21 protein-coding genes are annotated in these 16,674 nt (G+C 56.7%); 10 read left to right on the top strand and 11 right to left on the bottom strand.

Annotated features, from left to right (window positions below; genetic code table 11):
• The first annotated feature begins 165 nt into the window (after positions 1 to 165).
• Genes AC2TEM_RS11125 through AC2TEM_RS11110 form a run of 4 tightly spaced genes read left to right on the top strand, consistent with a single transcriptional unit; the run spans position 166 to position 4,740 of the window.
• Positions 166 to 825, top strand: coding sequence for an ABC transporter ATP-binding protein (locus AC2TEM_RS11125; RefSeq protein ID WP_170392311.1), 660 nt, complete (start codon positions 166 to 168; stop codon positions 823 to 825).
• A complete protein-coding gene (locus AC2TEM_RS11120; protein WP_170392313.1) occupies positions 803 to 2,389 on the top strand; it encodes a capsule biosynthesis protein in 1,587 nt (528 codons plus the stop codon). The genes AC2TEM_RS11125 and AC2TEM_RS11120 overlap by 23 nt, the downstream gene beginning before the upstream one ends.
• 5 nt (positions 2,390 to 2,394) lie before the next feature.
• Positions 2,395 to 3,228, top strand: a complete 834-nt coding sequence (gene kdsA / locus AC2TEM_RS11115; protein WP_170420645.1) for a 3-deoxy-8-phosphooctulonate synthase — start codon at positions 2,395 to 2,397, stop codon at positions 3,226 to 3,228.
• A 15-nt stretch (positions 3,229 to 3,243) separates the two neighbouring features.
• Complete coding sequence (locus tag AC2TEM_RS11110) at positions 3,244 to 4,740, top strand: phosphomannomutase/phosphoglucomutase (protein ID WP_170420636.1); 1,497 nt, start codon at positions 3,244 to 3,246, stop codon at positions 4,738 to 4,740.
• A 51-nt stretch (positions 4,741 to 4,791) separates the two neighbouring features.
• On the opposite strand, the gene AC2TEM_RS11105 is transcribed toward AC2TEM_RS11110, so the two are convergent.
• Complete coding sequence (locus tag AC2TEM_RS11105) at positions 4,792 to 6,720, bottom strand: AsmA family protein (RefSeq protein WP_170420634.1); 1,929 nt, start codon at positions 6,718 to 6,720, stop codon at positions 4,792 to 4,794.
• Between the two features lie 93 nt (positions 6,721 to 6,813).
• On the opposite strand from AC2TEM_RS11105, the gene rimO reads away from it, so the two are divergent.
• Positions 6,814 to 8,211 carry a 30S ribosomal protein S12 methylthiotransferase RimO gene (rimO, locus tag AC2TEM_RS11100; RefSeq protein ID WP_480856189.1) on the top strand — a complete coding sequence of 466 codons (1,398 nt, stop codon included), beginning with the start codon at positions 6,814 to 6,816 and terminating at the stop codon, positions 8,209 to 8,211.
• A gap of 16 nt (positions 8,212 to 8,227) precedes the next feature.
• On the opposite strand, the gene AC2TEM_RS11095 is transcribed toward rimO, so the two are convergent.
• Entirely contained in the window at positions 8,228 to 8,584 is a 357-nt protein-coding gene (locus tag AC2TEM_RS11095) for a diacylglycerol kinase (protein ID WP_170420629.1), read from the bottom strand.
• Positions 8,585 to 8,719: 135 nt separating this feature from the next.
• Positions 8,720 to 8,908 carry a hypothetical protein gene (locus AC2TEM_RS11090; protein ID WP_255611743.1) on the bottom strand — a complete coding sequence of 63 codons (189 nt, stop codon included), beginning with the start codon at positions 8,906 to 8,908 and terminating at the stop codon, positions 8,720 to 8,722.
• A gap of 215 nt (positions 8,909 to 9,123) precedes the next feature.
• Between AC2TEM_RS11090 and AC2TEM_RS11085 the strand changes: the two genes are divergently transcribed.
• On the top strand, positions 9,124 to 9,366 hold the full coding sequence (locus AC2TEM_RS11085; protein WP_170401738.1) for a CDGSH iron-sulfur domain-containing protein: 243 nt from the start codon (positions 9,124 to 9,126) through the stop codon (positions 9,364 to 9,366).
• A 3-nt stretch (positions 9,367 to 9,369) separates the two neighbouring features.
• Here AC2TEM_RS11085 and AC2TEM_RS11080 read toward each other — a convergent pair whose 3' ends face one another.
• The 5 genes from AC2TEM_RS11080 to AC2TEM_RS11060 form a co-directional block, all read right to left on the bottom strand.
• Positions 9,370 to 9,627 carry a DUF6455 family protein gene (locus AC2TEM_RS11080; RefSeq protein ID WP_170420627.1) on the bottom strand — a complete coding sequence of 86 codons (258 nt, stop codon included), beginning with the start codon at positions 9,625 to 9,627 and terminating at the stop codon, positions 9,370 to 9,372.
• A 4-nt stretch (positions 9,628 to 9,631) separates the two neighbouring features.
• The gene (locus tag AC2TEM_RS11075) at positions 9,632 to 9,895 is read right to left on the bottom strand and encodes a DUF6455 family protein (protein WP_480439149.1); all 264 of its coding nucleotides are present in this window, start codon (positions 9,893 to 9,895) and stop codon (positions 9,632 to 9,634) included.
• 17 nt (positions 9,896 to 9,912) lie between these two features.
• Entirely contained in the window at positions 9,913 to 10,164 is a 252-nt protein-coding gene (locus AC2TEM_RS11070) for a DUF6455 family protein (protein WP_170420623.1), read from the bottom strand.
• 68 nt (positions 10,165 to 10,232) lie between these two features.
• Complete coding sequence (locus tag AC2TEM_RS11065) at positions 10,233 to 10,601, bottom strand: YigZ family protein (RefSeq protein ID WP_170420621.1); 369 nt, start codon at positions 10,599 to 10,601, stop codon at positions 10,233 to 10,235.
• Positions 10,601 to 11,302, bottom strand: coding sequence for a M48 family metallopeptidase (locus tag AC2TEM_RS11060; RefSeq protein ID WP_170420619.1), 702 nt, complete (start codon positions 11,300 to 11,302; stop codon positions 10,601 to 10,603). Before AC2TEM_RS11060 ends, AC2TEM_RS11065 begins: the two co-directional genes overlap by 1 nt.
• Positions 11,303 to 11,423: 121 nt before the next feature.
• Between AC2TEM_RS11060 and AC2TEM_RS11055 the strand changes: the two genes are divergently transcribed.
• The 3 genes from AC2TEM_RS11055 to AC2TEM_RS11045 all read left to right on the top strand — a co-directional run bounded on the left by AC2TEM_RS11055 (position 11,424) and on the right by AC2TEM_RS11045 (position 13,082).
• Positions 11,424 to 11,672 carry a hypothetical protein gene (locus AC2TEM_RS11055; protein WP_170392337.1) on the top strand — a complete coding sequence of 83 codons (249 nt, stop codon included), beginning with the start codon at positions 11,424 to 11,426 and terminating at the stop codon, positions 11,670 to 11,672.
• A 136-nt stretch (positions 11,673 to 11,808) separates the two neighbouring features.
• Positions 11,809 to 12,387, top strand: a complete 579-nt coding sequence (locus AC2TEM_RS11050) for a nitroreductase family protein (RefSeq protein WP_170420617.1) — start codon at positions 11,809 to 11,811, stop codon at positions 12,385 to 12,387.
• Positions 12,384 to 13,082, top strand: coding sequence for an EI24 domain-containing protein (locus tag AC2TEM_RS11045; RefSeq protein ID WP_170422392.1), 699 nt, complete (start codon positions 12,384 to 12,386; stop codon positions 13,080 to 13,082). The genes AC2TEM_RS11050 and AC2TEM_RS11045 overlap by 4 nt, the downstream gene beginning before the upstream one ends.
• A gap of 1 nt (position 13,083) precedes the next feature.
• Here AC2TEM_RS11045 and AC2TEM_RS11040 read toward each other — a convergent pair whose 3' ends face one another.
• Both AC2TEM_RS11040 and mce read right to left on the bottom strand, forming a co-directional pair.
• Complete coding sequence (locus AC2TEM_RS11040; protein WP_170420615.1) at positions 13,084 to 13,359, bottom strand: DUF1467 family protein; 276 nt, start codon at positions 13,357 to 13,359, stop codon at positions 13,084 to 13,086.
• Positions 13,360 to 13,364: 5 nt separating this feature from the next.
• On the bottom strand, positions 13,365 to 13,769 hold the full coding sequence (gene mce / locus AC2TEM_RS11035; RefSeq protein ID WP_170420613.1) for a methylmalonyl-CoA epimerase: 405 nt from the start codon (positions 13,767 to 13,769) through the stop codon (positions 13,365 to 13,367).
• Between the two features lie 134 nt (positions 13,770 to 13,903).
• On the opposite strand from mce, the gene AC2TEM_RS11030 reads away from it, so the two are divergent.
• On the top strand, positions 13,904 to 14,620 hold the full coding sequence (locus AC2TEM_RS11030; protein ID WP_170401760.1) for a response regulator: 717 nt from the start codon (positions 13,904 to 13,906) through the stop codon (positions 14,618 to 14,620).
• Positions 14,621 to 14,852: 232 nt separating this feature from the next.
• Here the strand turns inward: AC2TEM_RS11030 and aspS are convergent, their stop codons facing one another.
• On the bottom strand, positions 14,853 to 16,628 hold the full coding sequence (gene aspS, locus AC2TEM_RS11025) for an aspartate--tRNA ligase (protein ID WP_170392347.1): 1,776 nt from the start codon (positions 16,626 to 16,628) through the stop codon (positions 14,853 to 14,855).
• Positions 16,629 to 16,674 lie beyond the last annotated feature (46 nt).

The following is a 16,674-nucleotide window of genomic DNA, read 5'->3' as shown; positions in this document are numbered from 1 at the left end:
TCATCTACCCTCGAGCCAATGAAACCGTCCTTGCAACACATCAATGTCATGAACGCGGATGCGCATTGATCATTTGTTTCATATTTCGACATAATGTGGCCAACATGGATCGGTAGCACACCGATCCTCGAACCGTCAAAACCCCGAGCGATCTGCAGGCCGCACATGCTGGAATTCGAAAATGTCAGCAAGTCTTTCTGGACCGGAACCCGCCGCAAGGTGATTCTGGATCGGGTCTCGTTCCGGGTTGAGCTTGGAACATCTCTTGGCGTGCTGGCCCCGAACGGAACCGGCAAGACCACGTTGATCAACATGATGGCAGGGCTGGAAAAGCCCGACGAAGGCGTGATTCGGCGCGACTGCCGCGTATCCTTCCCCATGGGCTTTGCAGGAGGTGTGGCCAAGCGCCTGTCCGCGCTGGAGAACGCACGCTATATCGCGAAGATCTACGGCATGGATCCCGACTATGTCGAAGCCTACTGCAAATGGCTGTGCAACTTGGGTGAGTATTTCGACCAGCCGCTCGGAACCTATTCGTCCGGAATGCGGGCCCGGTTTACATTTGCACTGATGCTGGCCCTGGATTTCGATATGTATCTGATCGATGAGGGGATGCCCTCGACAACCGATGTCGAGTTCAACAAGAAGGCGGGCGACATTCTGAAAGAGAAGCTGCGGACAACGACTTTGGTGATCGTATCGCACAACCCTTCGCTTCTTGAAAAATTCGCGCGGCAGGCTGCGGTTTTGGTAGACGGCCAGCTTTACATGTTTGAAACCTTGGAAGAGGCAAAGCAGCTCTATGACTACCAAACCCAAGGCTAGGAAATACAATCCCGACCGCACGGCACGCGGTTCTGGCACTGCCGAGGCACGCTCGGACGCCATTTCGCGCATCCGAAAGGCGACCCAAGGCACAGACTCGGCTGACGACACTCAGCAACCGGGCAACGAGTTGGATGCGATCAAACGCGAAGGTCTGACAGGGCGGCAATTGCGCGTCGCGCGGCGTTTGGCGCACAAGAACGGGCTGGCGGCGACGTCTGACTACGATGCGGTCCGGCTGTTACGAAAGAAAGGAATTGATCCGTTTCAGCGCACAAACCTGCTTGATCTGGCAGCTCCTGACCAAGGTAAGCCAACTGGTGATGACGCCGCGCAAGACAATATAAAGATTCACCTGCCGCAAACGACCAGGGACTCGCAGAAGAACCTGCCAGGACCCGAACTCAGCCCGGCCGAACGTCGTGAATATGAAATCGGGCAGATCCAGAAAGACATCGCCCGCCGCCGCCGCCGCAAGCTTGCCGGGCTATTCGCACGATTGACGGTGTTCGTATTCATTCCAACGTTTATCGTGGGCTACTATTTCTATCGCGTGGCGACGCCGATGTATGCCAGCGACTCGGTGTTTTCGATCTTGCAAGCGGATGGCGGCGGTGCCTCGTTCGGTGGATTTCTGGCGGGCACGCAGTTTGCGACGGCGCAGGATTCCGTGTCCACTCAGGAATTTCTGGAATCCAAGGATGCATTGGAACGGCTTGAGCGTGATGTCGGATTTACTGAGTTTTTTCGGCAGGATTGGATAGACCCGATCCAACGATTGCCGGCTGATGCGACGCTTGAAGAAACCTACAAGCTTTATAAGCGTATGATCACAATCGGATATGATCCTAGTGACGGCGTCATCCGAATGGAGGTCGCAGCGCCGAGCCCCGAGATAGCGGTCGATTTGTCCAGGCGGCTTATCTCTTACGCGGAAGAGACCATCAATGGTCTGACTGAATTGAAACGCGAAGACCAGATGCGCGATGCCTTGGCGAGTTTTGAGGCTGCGCAAGAGGCACGCAGACAGGCTCAGGAAGACCTGATCGAACTGCAGCTACAAGGTGCGATACTGGACCCGCAAAGTGTGATCGCCAGCCTGCGAGGAAGGATCGATCAGTTCGAATTCGAGCTGCAGGACAAAGAACTACAATTGGCCGCGCTTCTCGATAATACGCGCCCCAACCAGGCCAAGGTGGATGGTACACGGGCGGATATCGCGCGGCTGCAAGCGGTCCTTGATGAGTTGAATGCCGAGATGCTGGATGTGTCAGCGGGCGAAAATTCGCTGGCGCGTTTGAGCGTGCGAATCCAGATGGCTCAGGCCGATCTGGCGGCGCGTGACATGATGCTGCAAACGGCAATGCAGCAAATGGAAGCTACGCGGACCGAGGCCAATCGAAAAGTGCGGTATCTGACCGTCTCGGTGAACCCGGTCGCCAGCCAGGAACCCAGCTATCCGCGCAAGTTCGAAAATACGATTTTGGCATTCCTGTTATTTGCTGGTATCTACCTGATGATCTCGCTTACCGCGTCGGTCCTTCGTGAACAGGTATCCTCGTAAGACTCATGAAACATGTAAAAATAGCCGACCTGACGGTTGGCAACGACCTTCCGCTGACCATCATTGCCGGCCCTTGCCAGCTTGAAACCGCCGATCACGCCCAAATGATCGCCGGCACCATGAAAGAGGCATGCGACGCCGTAGGTGCGCAATATGTGTTCAAGGCCTCGTATGACAAAGCCAACCGGACCTCGCTGTCCGGCAAGCGCGGCATGGGCATTGAGTCCGGGCTGCAGGTGCTGGAAGATATCCGCAAAACCATGGGCATACCGGTACTGACCGATGTCCATACCGAAGCGCAATGCGCGATTGCGGCTGAGGCCGTCGATATTCTGCAAATCCCTGCGTTTCTGTGTCGTCAGACGGACATGCTGCTGGCGGCGGGCAATACCGGCAAAGCGGTCAACGTAAAAAAAGGGCAGTTTCTTGCCCCATGGGAAATGCCGAATATCGTCACTAAAATCGAAAGCACCGGCAATCAGAACATCCTGCTGACCGAGCGTGGAACTTCGTTTGGCTACAATACGCTGGTCGCGGACATGCGATCGCTGCCGCAGATGGCGCAAACCGGATATCCGGTCGTCATGGACGCGACCCACTCGGTGCAACAGCCCGGCGGCCAAGGTGGTTCCTCGGGTGGACAGCGTGAGTTTGCGCCAGTGATGGCGCGCGCCGCTGTATCTCTGGGCGTCGGGGCTGTTTTCATAGAAACCCATCAGGATCCCGACACCGCCCCCTCAGATGGGCCGAACATGATCCCTTTGGATCAGATGGGCCATCTGGTTGACACATTGATGCGATTTGATGCGCTGGCCAAAGAAAACCCAATTCAGATTTAACGATTGAGATTTGTGATGACCAAGCCTTTGCCTGAGGTGACCCCAAACACCTGGAGCTTTCTACGCGATCCGATGATCAAGCCCACGGGCTTTCGCGAATATGACGCGCGGTGGAAATACCCCGATGAGATCAATCTGCCAGGCATGACGGCCCTGGGTTTGGGTCTGGGCACACAGATGCTCAAACGCGGGATCGAACCCGTGATTGCAGTGGGAAATGACTATCGCGATTATTCCCTGTCGATCAAAAACGCTCTGATCGTTGGACTTATGCAGGCGGGTATTCAGGTGAAAGATATCGGCCCAGCGCTCAGCCCGATGGCGTATTTCGCGCAATTCCATCTAGACGTACCGGCGGTTGCGATGGTCACGGCAAGCCATAACCCGAACGGTTGGACCGGCGTCAAAATGGGCTTTGACCGCCCACTGACCCACGGCCCTGACGAAATGTCGGAACTGCGCGACATCGTATTGAATGGGGAAGGCGTCGCGCGCCCGGGCGGGTCATATGAATTCGTCGACGGTGTGAAAGAAGCCTATATCGACGATCTGGTCGGTGACTTCAGAATGTCACGTCCGCTGCAAGTGGTCTGCGCCACCGGAAACGGCACCGCCGCCGCCTTCGCGCCCGAGATTTTCGAAAGGATCGGGGTTGAGGTTGTGCCCAGCCACACACGGCTGGATTACACATTCCCAAATTACAACCCGAACCCGGAAGCCATGGAAATGCTGCATGACATGGCCGACACGGTCAAATCCAGCGGCGCGGACCTGGCGCTAGGGTTTGATGGGGATGGCGATCGTTGCGGTGTTGTGGATGACGAAGGCGAAGAGATATTTGCCGATAAGGTCGGCGTCATCATGGCCCGTGATCTGGCCAAGCTGCATCCAGGTTCGACCTTTGTGGCCGATGTGAAATCCACCGGTCTGTTCGCCAGCGATCCCGAGTTGCAAGCGCTTGGGGTCAAAGCCGACTACTGGAAAACCGGCCATAGCCATATGAAGCGCCGCGTCAAGGAAATCGGTGCGCTGGCTGGGTTTGAGAAATCGGGACACTATTTCTTGGCGGAACCGGTCGGGCGCGGATACGACTGCGGAATGCGCGTGGCGGTGGAAATCTGCAAACTGATGGACCGCAACCCGGACAAAAGCATGTCAGACCTTCGGAAAGCACTACCAAGGACATGGTCGACACCCACCATGTCTCCGTACGCAGCAGATACAGAAAAATACGATATACTGCAGCGCCTGGTCGGCAAATTGGTTGCCAAGGCCGACGCCGGCGAACACTTCGCAGGGCGGGCTATCAAAGAGGTCGTGACCGTCAATGGAGCCCGGGTCATTCTGGACAATGGCAGTTGGGGCCTCGTTCGCGCATCATCCAATACACCCAATCTGGTCGTCGTCTGCGAAAGCAGCGAAAGCGAGGATGAAATGCGCGCGATCTTCGCAGATATCGACGCCGTCATTCGAACTGAACCCGGCGTGGGCGAATACGATCAGACAATCTAAATGACACTATGAAGGGCGCCCATTTCGGCGCCCTTTGTTATCGCGCTTAGATCAATCCCCGCCAAACAGCTTGAGCAGGCCTTTCTTGGCCTCATCCTCAAGCTTGTTCTTCAGCGCGTCTTCGATGTGACCGGAATCCGTCACCGTGGTATCCAGTTCTTTACCAACCTTTTCCAAAACCTTCTTCTTTGCGTCGTCTTCCAGTTCTTTAACTTTGCCTTCGGCTGCCGCCTCAATGACTTTGGTAAGGTCCGGCTTGATCGACGGGTCGCTCCACGGACCTTTAATTCGGACGGGTACCGATATCCCCTGCCCTGAGTTGGCGCGCAGGGCGACTGGTGTAAACAGATAATCGATATCGCGAGCTCCTAAGCCAATGCGGCCCGTACCGTCCGCCCGGAAATTATCCAGCTGCATCAACAGGTCCTTGTTGGTCAAGTCGCCATTCTTCATCGTAAAGCTGGCCGTAAGGCTGTTGAATACGGTCGTACCACCCGATCCCTTTCCTCGCCCCATAAGGCGGTCAAGATCCAGCCCCGAGATAACGCCCCGCCCGACCTCGATATCTCCTTTGCCGCTGAGCGATCGCATGATCTGATCTTCGCTCTGTCCGACGCCCAGAAATTCAAGATTGCCTGAACCGGTGCCCGAAAGCCGTTTGATATCCCCAAGCGTTTCGAGCGCTTCGTTGATATCGATATTGGCGGCTTTCAGACTTCCACCAACCGACAGACCGTTGCGATTATTGGCGACCACCTGGCCGTTCAATTGCCCCGAGAACAGCGAGGCCGGGTGCATCTGCAATACCGCCCGCGACCGATCAAGGCTGAGTGTCAGATCACTTTTCCCAAAGGTCATACCCGGAACCGCAATCGAGGTGGCTTGCAAGCGGATCTTGCCATTTGCCAGCGCCAGAAACGACGCATCAATTGGGGCTTTTGACCACCCTTCCGTATCTGAGGTGCCGTCAGAAGCGTTGCCTCCGCTTACCTTCGATAAGTCGAGATCGCCTGCGTTCAGACGCGCAGTCATCTGGGGCGGATTTGAAATCTGGATATCAGCTTCGCCCTCAAGCCGGTTTTGATCCAGAACCGCGATCATGTTGCGCAATGAAATCCGCCCGTCCCGGGTATAGGTCATCTGCCCGGATACGCTCGCGACCTGTCCTAGTCCCTCGGGCACGGTGACTCCTCCGTGACCAAACGCGGCCAGCATCCTTCGGGTGTCCTTGGCCGTGACCGTCGTCTTGCCATCCATTTCGCCGGCCAGATTCACCCGGCCCGAGAACTGAATATCTCCGCCAGGCGCGGTTAGGCTCAGCTGCAACGGCGTGACAGCGCCGCTGGAAAATGCGGGCAAGTCGGGGATGGTAAGGTCCACTGCGACGCTGCCTCCGGGGACGGACATACTGGCTTGCATTTCCATTGGGGCCGTTACGTCAGGCCAGCGGGCCGAAAGATCGACATCGGCAAAATCCATACTAACCGCGCCATTCTCAAGATAGATTAGGCGCGCATTGGTCAGTTCCAACCGCTCGAGCGTGATGGGTCGGCTTTCAACGGCTTGCGCCGTAGCGCCCGTTTGCGAGGAGTTACCTGGCTGATGCAGCTCCCAGTTGCCGCGCCCATCGGCGCGTTCAAGGCGTAGAACCGGGCTATCGGCCAACACCCGTTTGATCCGGATATTCCCAGACAACAACGCCGAGGCATCGACCCCAACCGCGAGGCTTTGGGCGCTAAGCATCGGTTCCGGCCCGGCCCAAGGCGCATTGCCAAATGTCACAGGGCCGGTTTCCATCCCCAATACCGGCCAAAATGACAGTTTGACGTCACCGGTCAACGCGAGATCGCGGCCTGTTTGCGCCTTGACTTGTTCAGCAAGTATTGTCGCCAGTTTTTCGCCTGGCATCAGCAGCAAGGCACCAATGACCAGCCCGAAGGCTGCAACTATGAGAAATAGAAAACGAATGAGCCACTTCATGGGTCTGCCTTTCCGGCCTTTCTGCTCTGTTTCAAGTCAGCCCCGAGCGGGCGGGATTTGCAAGGGGAAGCTTTCCCCTCTATATGCCCGGCCATGAGCACGAACCCACCGAACCTTCGCCCTGATCTGGCCCCAGAGGCCCGGATCGCCGAGACGCCCCGCCGTGGCCAACCGACCCTTGGAATGGTGTCGCTGGGTTGTCCAAAAGCGCTGGTTGACAGCGAACGCATCCTGACCCGGTTGCGGGCCGAGGGATACGGTATATCGCCGGACTATACGGGTGCTGATGCCGTTATTGTGAATACCTGCGGGTTTCTGGACAGCGCCAAGGCCGAGTCTCTGGACGCAATTGGCGAGGCATTGGTTGAAAACGGCAAGGTCATTGTGACCGGCTGTTTGGGGGCTGAGCCTGACTATATCCGGGAACACCATCCGCGCATTCTGGCGGTTACAGGACCGCATCAGTACGAACAGGTGCTGGACGCAGTACATGCAGCCGTACCACCCGACCCAAACCCTTATGTCGATCTGCTGCCCGCTTCGGGCGTCAAACTTACCCCGCGCCACTATAGCTATCTCAAGATTTCCGAGGGCTGTAATCATAAGTGCAAGTTTTGCATCATCCCCGACATGCGCGGTAAACTCGCAAGCCGCCCGGCCCATGCAGTGCTGCGCGAGGCTGAGAAACTTGTCGACAGCGGTGTGCGCGAACTGCTTGTGATCTCACAGGATACCTCGGCCTATGGGCTGGATCGTAAGTATGACGTGAACCCATGGAAAGATCGGGAGGTGCGCAGCCATATCACCGATCTGGCACGGGAACTCGGCCAATTCGATGCGTGGGTCAGGCTTCATTACGTCTATCCCTACCCCCATGTGCGCGATTTGATCCCGCTGATGGCAGATGCGGGTAGCAATGTGCTGCCGTATCTCGACATTCCATTCCAACATGCGCATCCCGATGTTCTGAAACGCATGGCCCGCCCTGCCGCAGGGGCAAAAACTCTGGACGAGATTGCCAACTGGCGCGCTATTTGTCCGGATATCACTTTGCGGTCCACGTTCATCGTCGGCTACCCCGGAGAAACCGAGTCAGAGTTCCAGACGCTTCTGGACTGGATGGACGAAGCGCAGTTGGATCGTGTCGGCTGTTTCCAGTACGAAAATGTCGATGGCGCCCGCTCGAACGACCTGTCGGATCATGTCCCGGCCGAGGTCAAGCAAGAGCGATGGGAGCGTTTCATGGAGAAAGCTCAGGCCATTTCTGAGGCCAAGCTGGCAGCAAAGGTTGGCCAAAAACTCGATGTCATCGTAGACGAGGTGGATGAAGAGGCCGCGACCTGCCGCACCAAGGCCGATGCTCCAGAAATCGATGGTAACTTGTTTATCGACGAACGCTTCGAAGGCCTGAAACCCGGGGATATCGTCACGGTCGAGGTAGATGAAGCCGGAGAATACGACTTGTGGGGGCGTTTGCACCCCTCGGCGTAACGAAAGGCGTCTGTCCCTAGAACAAGCCGATCAAAATCACGATCCACGCCACTCCGGCAGCGACTGCAGACAACGCCACCGCTGCACTTGCTGCATCCTTGGCTTGCCCCGCCAACGCGTGGTGCTCGGTCGAGGTGTGATCGACGGCACGCTCGATGGCCGTATTAAATAACTCGGCCACCAAGACCAGAATGCCCAAAGCAAGGATCAGCGCCCGTTCTGCCGTACCTAGAGGGAGTGCAAGCGCCAATAAAGCCGAAATCAGGTTGGCCCAAACCCACCCACGAAACGAATACTCTTGCCGCCAGGTTGCAGCCAGGCCCTGCCAGCTCCAGCGGGTACGATCCTTTAGGTGGTCAAAGAATTTGCGCATGGGGTTTCCGATCAGTCGTCCTGCAAGAAGACGTCCGCGACCCACAGCAGAAAGGCAAGAAAAAACCGCCTCGAGGGCGGTGTTCTTTTTAAAGGTGTGCAGGCGGCCCTGCGATCAGAACCGCCTGCTTAATACTTATTGGGTGACCGGGTTACATACGGTCTGGCCTGCTTCGGTTGTGGCCAGTTCATAGCCTGCCGAGCAACTGGGTGTACCAAACTTGTCATAGTCGGGCTGGATGTAAACCGGGGTCGGTTCCTCTTGCTGCGAGCACGCAGTCAATACAACGGCCGTGGCGCAGATAGCAGCAAATTTCAGTTTCATGTCCATCAATCCTCTATTACTTTTCTGATATTGCCCAGTTTTTCGGGGCCGGTATCAGAATAGGACCAAGAATTTCATATGGCAACCGAATCGATAACGCATTCGTGAATAAAGGCGAAACCACGCTGGAAGGCGGGTTTTCATTCGCAGTCTACCTTTTTTGACAAAGAGCCCTAAACTTTGACTTCGACATCAGCCAAAGACGGAGTAGCCACATGTCAGACGCCCCGATCATCGCCCAGAAATCGCCCTATCCGGTCGAAGTGACCGAAGGAAAAACCTATTTCTGGTGCGCCTGTGGCAAATCCAAGCGGCAACCGTTTTGCGATGGTTCGCACAAAGATACGTCGTTTGAACCCGTAAAATATACTGCTGATGCCAGCAAGAAGGTCTTCTTCTGTGGCTGCAAGCATTGCGCCAACCCGCCGTTATGCGACGGAACGCACAATAAGCTTTGAAGGTCAGGTCAAGTCGTTCAAAACCTGAGCATTGGCACAAAAATCAGGCGCTTCCCCAGCCAGTCCTTGTTGTGCGGCAAGCCATATCTGACAACGTTCGTCGCATATTGCGCCCCGGCATCGGGTCACCAGCTGAGCGTAGTCGGCAGGTGTCAGTTTCCCTTCGGCCATTGCTTCGGTCAGAGAAATCCCTAAGGATCGCGCCACCGAGCGTGTCAGCCAAAAGTGTTTTTCGATCTCGCCCAGAGATGTTCGATCCATTTGATCACCTTTGCTTGCTGACCCTCAAGGTGGCGAACCTGTGCCGGTTTGGGCAGGTGCAGGGCGCGCTTTCCGCCGTTTCGTTCTCGTTCAACCAGTCTGGGCATGCCCGCGCCCATTCGCACCCGCGGCAGAGCTGAACCATATCTGCCCATTCCTGTTGGCTCAGGTGCCCGTCGCGATGTGCGGTGGCAAGGTCGGTTCCCGTCGCCTGTGCCATTCGCAATACAAGGCGAAGATGGGTCATGATCCGTCCAAGTCGTGGCACGGTACCCCCCTTTGGCGTTACGGCTTGAGCCTGTTCAGCAGCTCGTGATTGCGGCAGTATTCAGGTGTGTCGGGCGCTGTCAGGTTCTTGGCCAGAAAGGCCTTGCAATGGCCCGGATTCGGGCATTCCGTACACCGCAATACCGCGTCCGAGATCTCGTCGAACTGTAAGGCCCCTTCGATGGCAACTTCTTGCAAATCTACGCCCAGCGTCGTGGCCATCCGATCTACAAGGTCGGCGTGACGTCGCAGCGTTTCACGATCAGACATGCGGTTTCCTTTTCCAGTCACTCTATGGAAAGAGTAACGCATACCCCGCACAGTGCCCTTGACTCAGGTCAATGCCCGGTTGCCAGCTGGTCCAGATAGGCCCGCGTGGAGTCCTGCACGCGGCGAAAGCGGTCCCCGCCCAGCTTCTTGCCACCGTACCAGCGTGTCACGATGATTACGTGATCCGTCAGCTCAGCCCGCTCCATCATCCGCAAAATGACCATTGCCGCGCCAGACTCTCCGTCATCAGCCTTGAGCGCACCGTTTGGCAAGATGGCCGCCCAAGTGTTGTGAGTTGCCTTCGCATATGCCTTGTCGGATTTCAGTTCCGCCAGTACCGCATCGACATCAGCACGACTGGTGACCCCCGCGCCGGTCACAGCATATTTCGACCCGCGATCACTGAGAACGACACCCAATCGGGTTAAGTTGACCATTACCGTAATCCCAGTTCCCGAGCCGTTTGCAACACAACTTCGACCCGCTGGGCATTGGGAGGGTGCGTGGCAAGGAAACGATCACCCGGATCAGGAATGCGTTGGAAGAAAGCCATCCCGGCTAGCGGGTTATACCCCGCCGCGTAAGTGATCTGTGTCCCCAGACGATCCGCTTCCAATTCGAACTCACGCGTGTAGTTCTGCACCCCGACCTCAGCACCCAGCGCCTGTGCGCGCTCAATACCTGCATCGTCCGCGCCCTGATTGCGCGCGAGTTCACCGAATATCCGCGCGCTTTCTTTGGCGTTCTGCGCCTGCCGGGCGATGTGACCCAATATATGGTGGGCGGCCTCATGGCTCATGACAAAGGCCATCTCGTCCGCGTTCTGCGTTGCATCGATCATCGGCTGTGTAAAAACGACTAGCGGCCGCCCATCCTTGTCCAAGGTCTGAAACGCATTCGCTGGGGCCTTTGACGAAAGATCAACCAAAATCACGAAATCACAATTGGCAGTCCTCGATTGGCGGCGGCATTCCCGGCTTGCGGTCGTTCCGACAGCCCGGCTGACCTGCTCGAATACGCGCGCCCTGTCCTTTTGTTCTGATGACGATGGCTGCCATTGATCGGCCGGGATCGCGATAACAGGCGACATATCGCAAGCCGCCAACAGCATCACCAGCAACAGGGCAAGACGGCGCATTCACATTCCTTTCGGTCACTCTGTCGGCAGACAAGCATAGCGCGGCATTTAAGGCCGGGCCACAGCCGATTACAGCTTGCAACGGGTTGCATTGCGATCTTATGCCCTGCACTCTGCACATATGTTTTCAATTGAACACGAATTCGACTCGACGGTGATTACGCTGGTGGACGAAGGCGCAAAGCCTTTGCAAGAGGATGTCGTCATCAACAACTTCGCTGAATGCGTCACACTTGAGCAGTTGGACCCGCGGACCGATCAGATTCAGAAGATTACCCTGTCACCAGAGCAGGTACGCGATCTGGCCGCTGCGCTGGATTTGCCCGAGGGCGTTTATCAGATACGTGAGTCCGAGAGCACCAAAGACTAATGGTTCCTTTTGGATCTTGCGTCTGATCACAAGCAGCAATTCAGATTGAATTTGTCGCCTTTTGATGAGCAGTTTGCCCTTGAAAGAGAACAGTATGCCTCCGACATACAGACTGCCATGTGAAGGAAGTTAACATATGACCCTGAAGAACCAAGCTGCGCTGGATTTTCTGCACGCGCGCCGGTCTCGTCCGGCCAAAACGCTGGTAGCCCCGGCCCCAACCCGGGAAGAGCTGAGGCCGCTGCTGACTGCTGCAGCGCGCAGCCCGGACCATGGAAAGCTGGAACCCTGGCGTTTTGTTGTTGTCGAGCATGGGGCCATGCAACGCCTTGCAGATCTTACAGAAACTTGTGGTCTCGCCTTGGGAAAATCGCCCGAAGATATCGCCAAGGCGCGCAGCCAATTCGAAATGGGCCATTTGGCGGTTGCTGTTATTGAGGTGCAGAAACCTTCTGACAAGATACCGGCAATTGAACAGACCTATTCAGCGGGTGCGGTATGTCTGGCTCTGCTGAACGCAGCGCTGGCCGCAGGTTGGGGGGCCAATTGGTTGTCCGGCTGGCAATCGCATGATCGCGAGTTTTGCGAACACGGGCTTGGCTTGGCCGAAAACGAGAAGATTGCAGGCTTTATCCATATCGCAACCGAAGGTACGACCCCTCCCGAACGACCGCGCCCCAATGTGGAGGCACTAACCCAATGGGTTTCCGAATGATCATCATCCAGTCGTTTCTACAGGCGCTGGGACAGATCGGCGACCCAAGATTCCGCAAGGTACTTCTGTTGGGTGTTGGCCTGACATTCGCGTTGTTGGTGGCTGCCTATGCCGGATTTTTGTGGCTGATCAACGCGCTGGTCGGCGATCAGGCCACCTTGCCAATACTGGGTGAGGTGACATGGTTGAACGACCTGCTCAGCGTGTCATCATTCCTGCTGATGATGGTGCTGTCGGTGTTTCTGATGGTCCCCGTTGCGTCAGCCATCACCTCGATGTTTCTGGATGAGGTCGCACAGGCGGTTGAGGATAAGCATTACCCCGGTCTGCCGCCGGCTCAGCGCATCCCCTTTGGCGATGCGCTAAGGGATACGCTCAATTTTCTGGGTGTACTGATTGTTGCCAACCTGTTGGCATTGATCCTCTATGCACTCTTCACGCCATTCGCGTTGTTTATCTTTTGGGGTATGAACGGGTTTCTTCTGGGGAGAGAATATTTCACCCTGGCTGCGATGCGCCGACTGGGGCGCGAGGGGGCGCGAAAGCTGCGCGCGAAGCACGCGACAACCATTTGGGTCGCCGGTATTCTTATGGCGGTCCCGCTCTCTGTGCCATTGGTCAACCTGTTGATCCCGATCCTAGGAGCGGCGACCTTCACACACATTTATCACGGTCTGTCGGGTAGCCGAACCTGAGCTACTCGCGTGGTTCCAGTTGGTTCAGCCAATCGAAATCGCGCACGCTGATTACGCCGGAGATAATGATGCCTGCAATGATCGCCCACAGCACCACCGATATCCCGGTGGTAATCCACAGCTTCTTCTTCATGTGATGGACTTCCGGCGCACCCGCATGAGTGCCCGGAACAATATCCCCCAGATCCCCCTGCGTTTTGATGTGCACAGGCAGAACAATCAGCAAGGTCAGAAACCAAATTACAGCGAAAAGAACCAGAGCGGCGGTAATGGTCATCGACTTCAGACCTGCTCCAGCTCAACGAGGCAGCCGTTGAAATCCTTCGGGTGCAGGAACAACACCGGTTTGCCATGCGCCCCGATCTTGGGTTCACCCGATCCCAGAACGCGCGCGCCGGTCTCTTTCAGATGATCGCGTGCTACGATGATATCCTCGACCTCATAGCAGACATGGTGGATGCCGCCTGATGGGTTCTTTTCCAGAAACCCGTTGATCGGGCTGTTCTCACCCAGCGGATACAGCAATTCGATCTTGGTGTTGGGTAGTTCAATAAAGACCACGGTGACCCCATGATCCGGCTCATCCTGTGGAGCGCCGACTTTGGCGCCAAGCGCATTGCGATACTGGGCCGATGCGGCCTCTAGGTCGGGAACAGCAATGGCTACGTGGTTCAGGCGACCAATCATGGGACTCTCCTTCCTTCTGCGTTGCAGCGGTTATGGGGGCAGTATACCCAAAGGACAAGTGCGCCAAATCGTCGTTAACCCTGTATTAGCCAGAAGTTCCTAGCGTGAGGCATCTGCTAAACAGGAGTTCTGCCATGGACGATTCGGGACCTTTCGCCTCTCCAGCGCTGGCCACCAAGATGCGACCGCTGCTGGGCCAAACAATCCTTGTGGTCGAAGACAGCCGCTATGCGTGCGATGCAATACGATTGATGTGCTTGCATAGCGGTGCGCGTATCCGTCGTGCGGATTGTCTGAAATCAGCGCGGCGCCATCTGCAAATCTATCGTCCCTCGGTCCTGATCGTCGATATGGGTCTTCCTGACGGGTCCGGCGCTGACCTGATAGCCGAAATGACCCACGCTGTACCCCGCATCGGTGTCATTCTCGGGCTGTCTGGCGATGACAGCATGCAGGTTATCGCCAGACGCGCAGGTGCAGATGGGTTTCTGGCCAAACCCCTGACCTCGGTCGCTTATTTCCAGACCTCCATACTTGAACTTCTGCCCGAAGATCGCCGCCCAGGAGGTCTGGATTCCGTCAGGGATAATATCGTTCAGCCCGATCCGCTGGCCTATCGGGACGACATGGCCCATATCGCCGACGTGCTTACCGGCCCCACTGATCAGCGCACGTTGGATTATGCGGTACAATTCCTGCAAAGCGTTGCGCGAGACGCCGAAGATACTGTGCTTGCCGAAGCAGCCCGGGACCTTGCCCAATCTCGTGCGCAGGGGACACCGGTCACCGCCCAGGCTGCACGGATTGCGGGTCTGGTTCAGGATCGGCTCGAGCGGCAAGAGGCGATCTGAGATGCTGACCGCGTACTTTATTACCGCATCGATCCTTTGCATCTGGGTCTACCGCCTGACACGACAGACGGCCAGGAGCATCCGCAATCGTCGGGATGCCGCAAATCCACTGGATTGAGTTGAGCTTGTTTTGAGACCACCACGCAACTCAGATTTGCGTGGCGCGGCGAATACACCGATTGTATTGCACTGCCCCAAACGTAAACCGCCCGCTCAGGGCGGGCGGCTAGATTTAGTCTTGCGGGATGATCCTGAGACCCAGTTCCATCAACTGATCCGAGGTCGGATCGGATGGCGCATCCATCATCAGGTCTTCGGCGCGCTGGTTCATCGGGAACATCATGACCTCGCGGATGTTGGCCTCATCCGCCAGCAGCATCACGATCCGGTCGATCCCTGCGGCACAGCCGCCGTGCGGCGGGGCGCCGTAGTGGAAGGCATTGAACAGTGCGCCAAAGCGGGACTTCACTTCGTCCTCACCATAGCCCGCCAGTTCAAAGGCTTTCAGCATGATCTCGGGTTTGTGGTTCCGGATGGCACCCGAAACCAATTCGTAGCCGTTACAGGCCAGATCATATTGGTACCCGCGTACGTCCAGAGGGTTGCCCTGCAAAGCTTCCATCCCGCCCTGCGGCATCGAGAAGGGGTTGTGTTCGAAATCAATCGCACCGGTTTCTTCGTCCTGCTCGTAGATCGGGAAATCGACGATCCAGGCAAAGGCAAAGCGGTCTTTCTCGGTGAGGTTCAGTTCATCTCCGATCACGTCACGGGCCTTACCGGCCACCTTCTCAAAGGCTTTTGGCTTACCACCCAGGAAGAACGCGGCATCACCGACGCCCAGACCCAATTGCTGACGGATCGCCTCGGTTCGTTCGGGGCCGATGTTCTTGGCCAGTGGACCTGCGGCCTCCATACCCTCGCCCTGATCACGCCAGAAAATGTAACCCATACCGGGCAGACCTTCTTTCTGGGCAAATGCGTTCATACGGTCACAGAATTTGCGGCTGCCACCGCTCGGCGCTGGGATAGCGCGGATTTCGGTGCCCTCCTGCTCCAACAGTTTCGCGAATATCGCGAAGCCAGAACCGCGGAAGTGGTCAGAGACCACTTGCATCTTAATGGGGTTCCGCAGGTCAGGCTTGTCGGTGCCGTACCACAGGGCTGAGTCCTTGTAGGAAATCTGCGGCCACTCTTGATCGACCTTGCGCCCCCCCCCGAACTCTTCAAACACACCGGTCAGCACGGGCTGGATGGTGTCGAACACATCCTGCTGCTCGACAAACGACATCTCTAGATCGAGTTGATAGAAATCGGTGGGCGATCGGTCTGCACGCGGGTCTTCATCGCGGAAGCAGGGTGCAATCTGGAAATACTTGTCGAAGCCCGACACCATGATCAGCTGTTTGAATTGCTGCGGGGCCTGCGGTAGGGCGTAGAACTTGCCCGGATGTAGTCGCGAGGGGACCAGAAAGTCGCGTGCGCCTTCGGGCGACGATGCGGTAATGATCGGTGTCTGATATTCACGGAATCCCTGATCCCACATCCGGCGGCGCATAGATGCGACAACGTCCGAGCGAAGGGTCATGTTTTGCTGCATCGCCTCGCGTCTTAGGTCGAGGTAGCGATAGCGCAGACGTGTTTCCTCGGGGTATTCCTGATCGCCGAACACCATCAACGGCAATTCGTCGGCAGCACCAAGAACCTCCAGCTCACGCACATAAACCTCGATCTCGCCTGTCGGCAATTTCGGGTTAATGAGATCAGCGTCGCGGGCTTTGACAGTGCCGTCGATGCGGATGCACCACTCGGACCGTACCTTTTCCAGTTCAGCAAATGCCGCACTATCGCCGTCGCACAAAACCTGGGTCACACCGAAATGGTCGCGCAGGTCGATGAACAGTACGCCGCCGTGATCTCGGACACGATGCACCCAACCGGACAGGCGGACGGTTTCACCGACATTGGCGGCGGTCAGAGCGGCGCAGGTGTGGCTGCGATAGGCGTGCATGGATCATATCCCTTCGGGCGCAGAATTCGTCGCGCCGATACACCCC

It is taken from the genome of Ruegeria sp. HKCCD3925 (assembly GCF_057221175.1).
The sequence above is the reverse complement of the archived record's forward strand: the minus strand, read 5'-3'. Positions and strand labels throughout refer to the sequence as shown.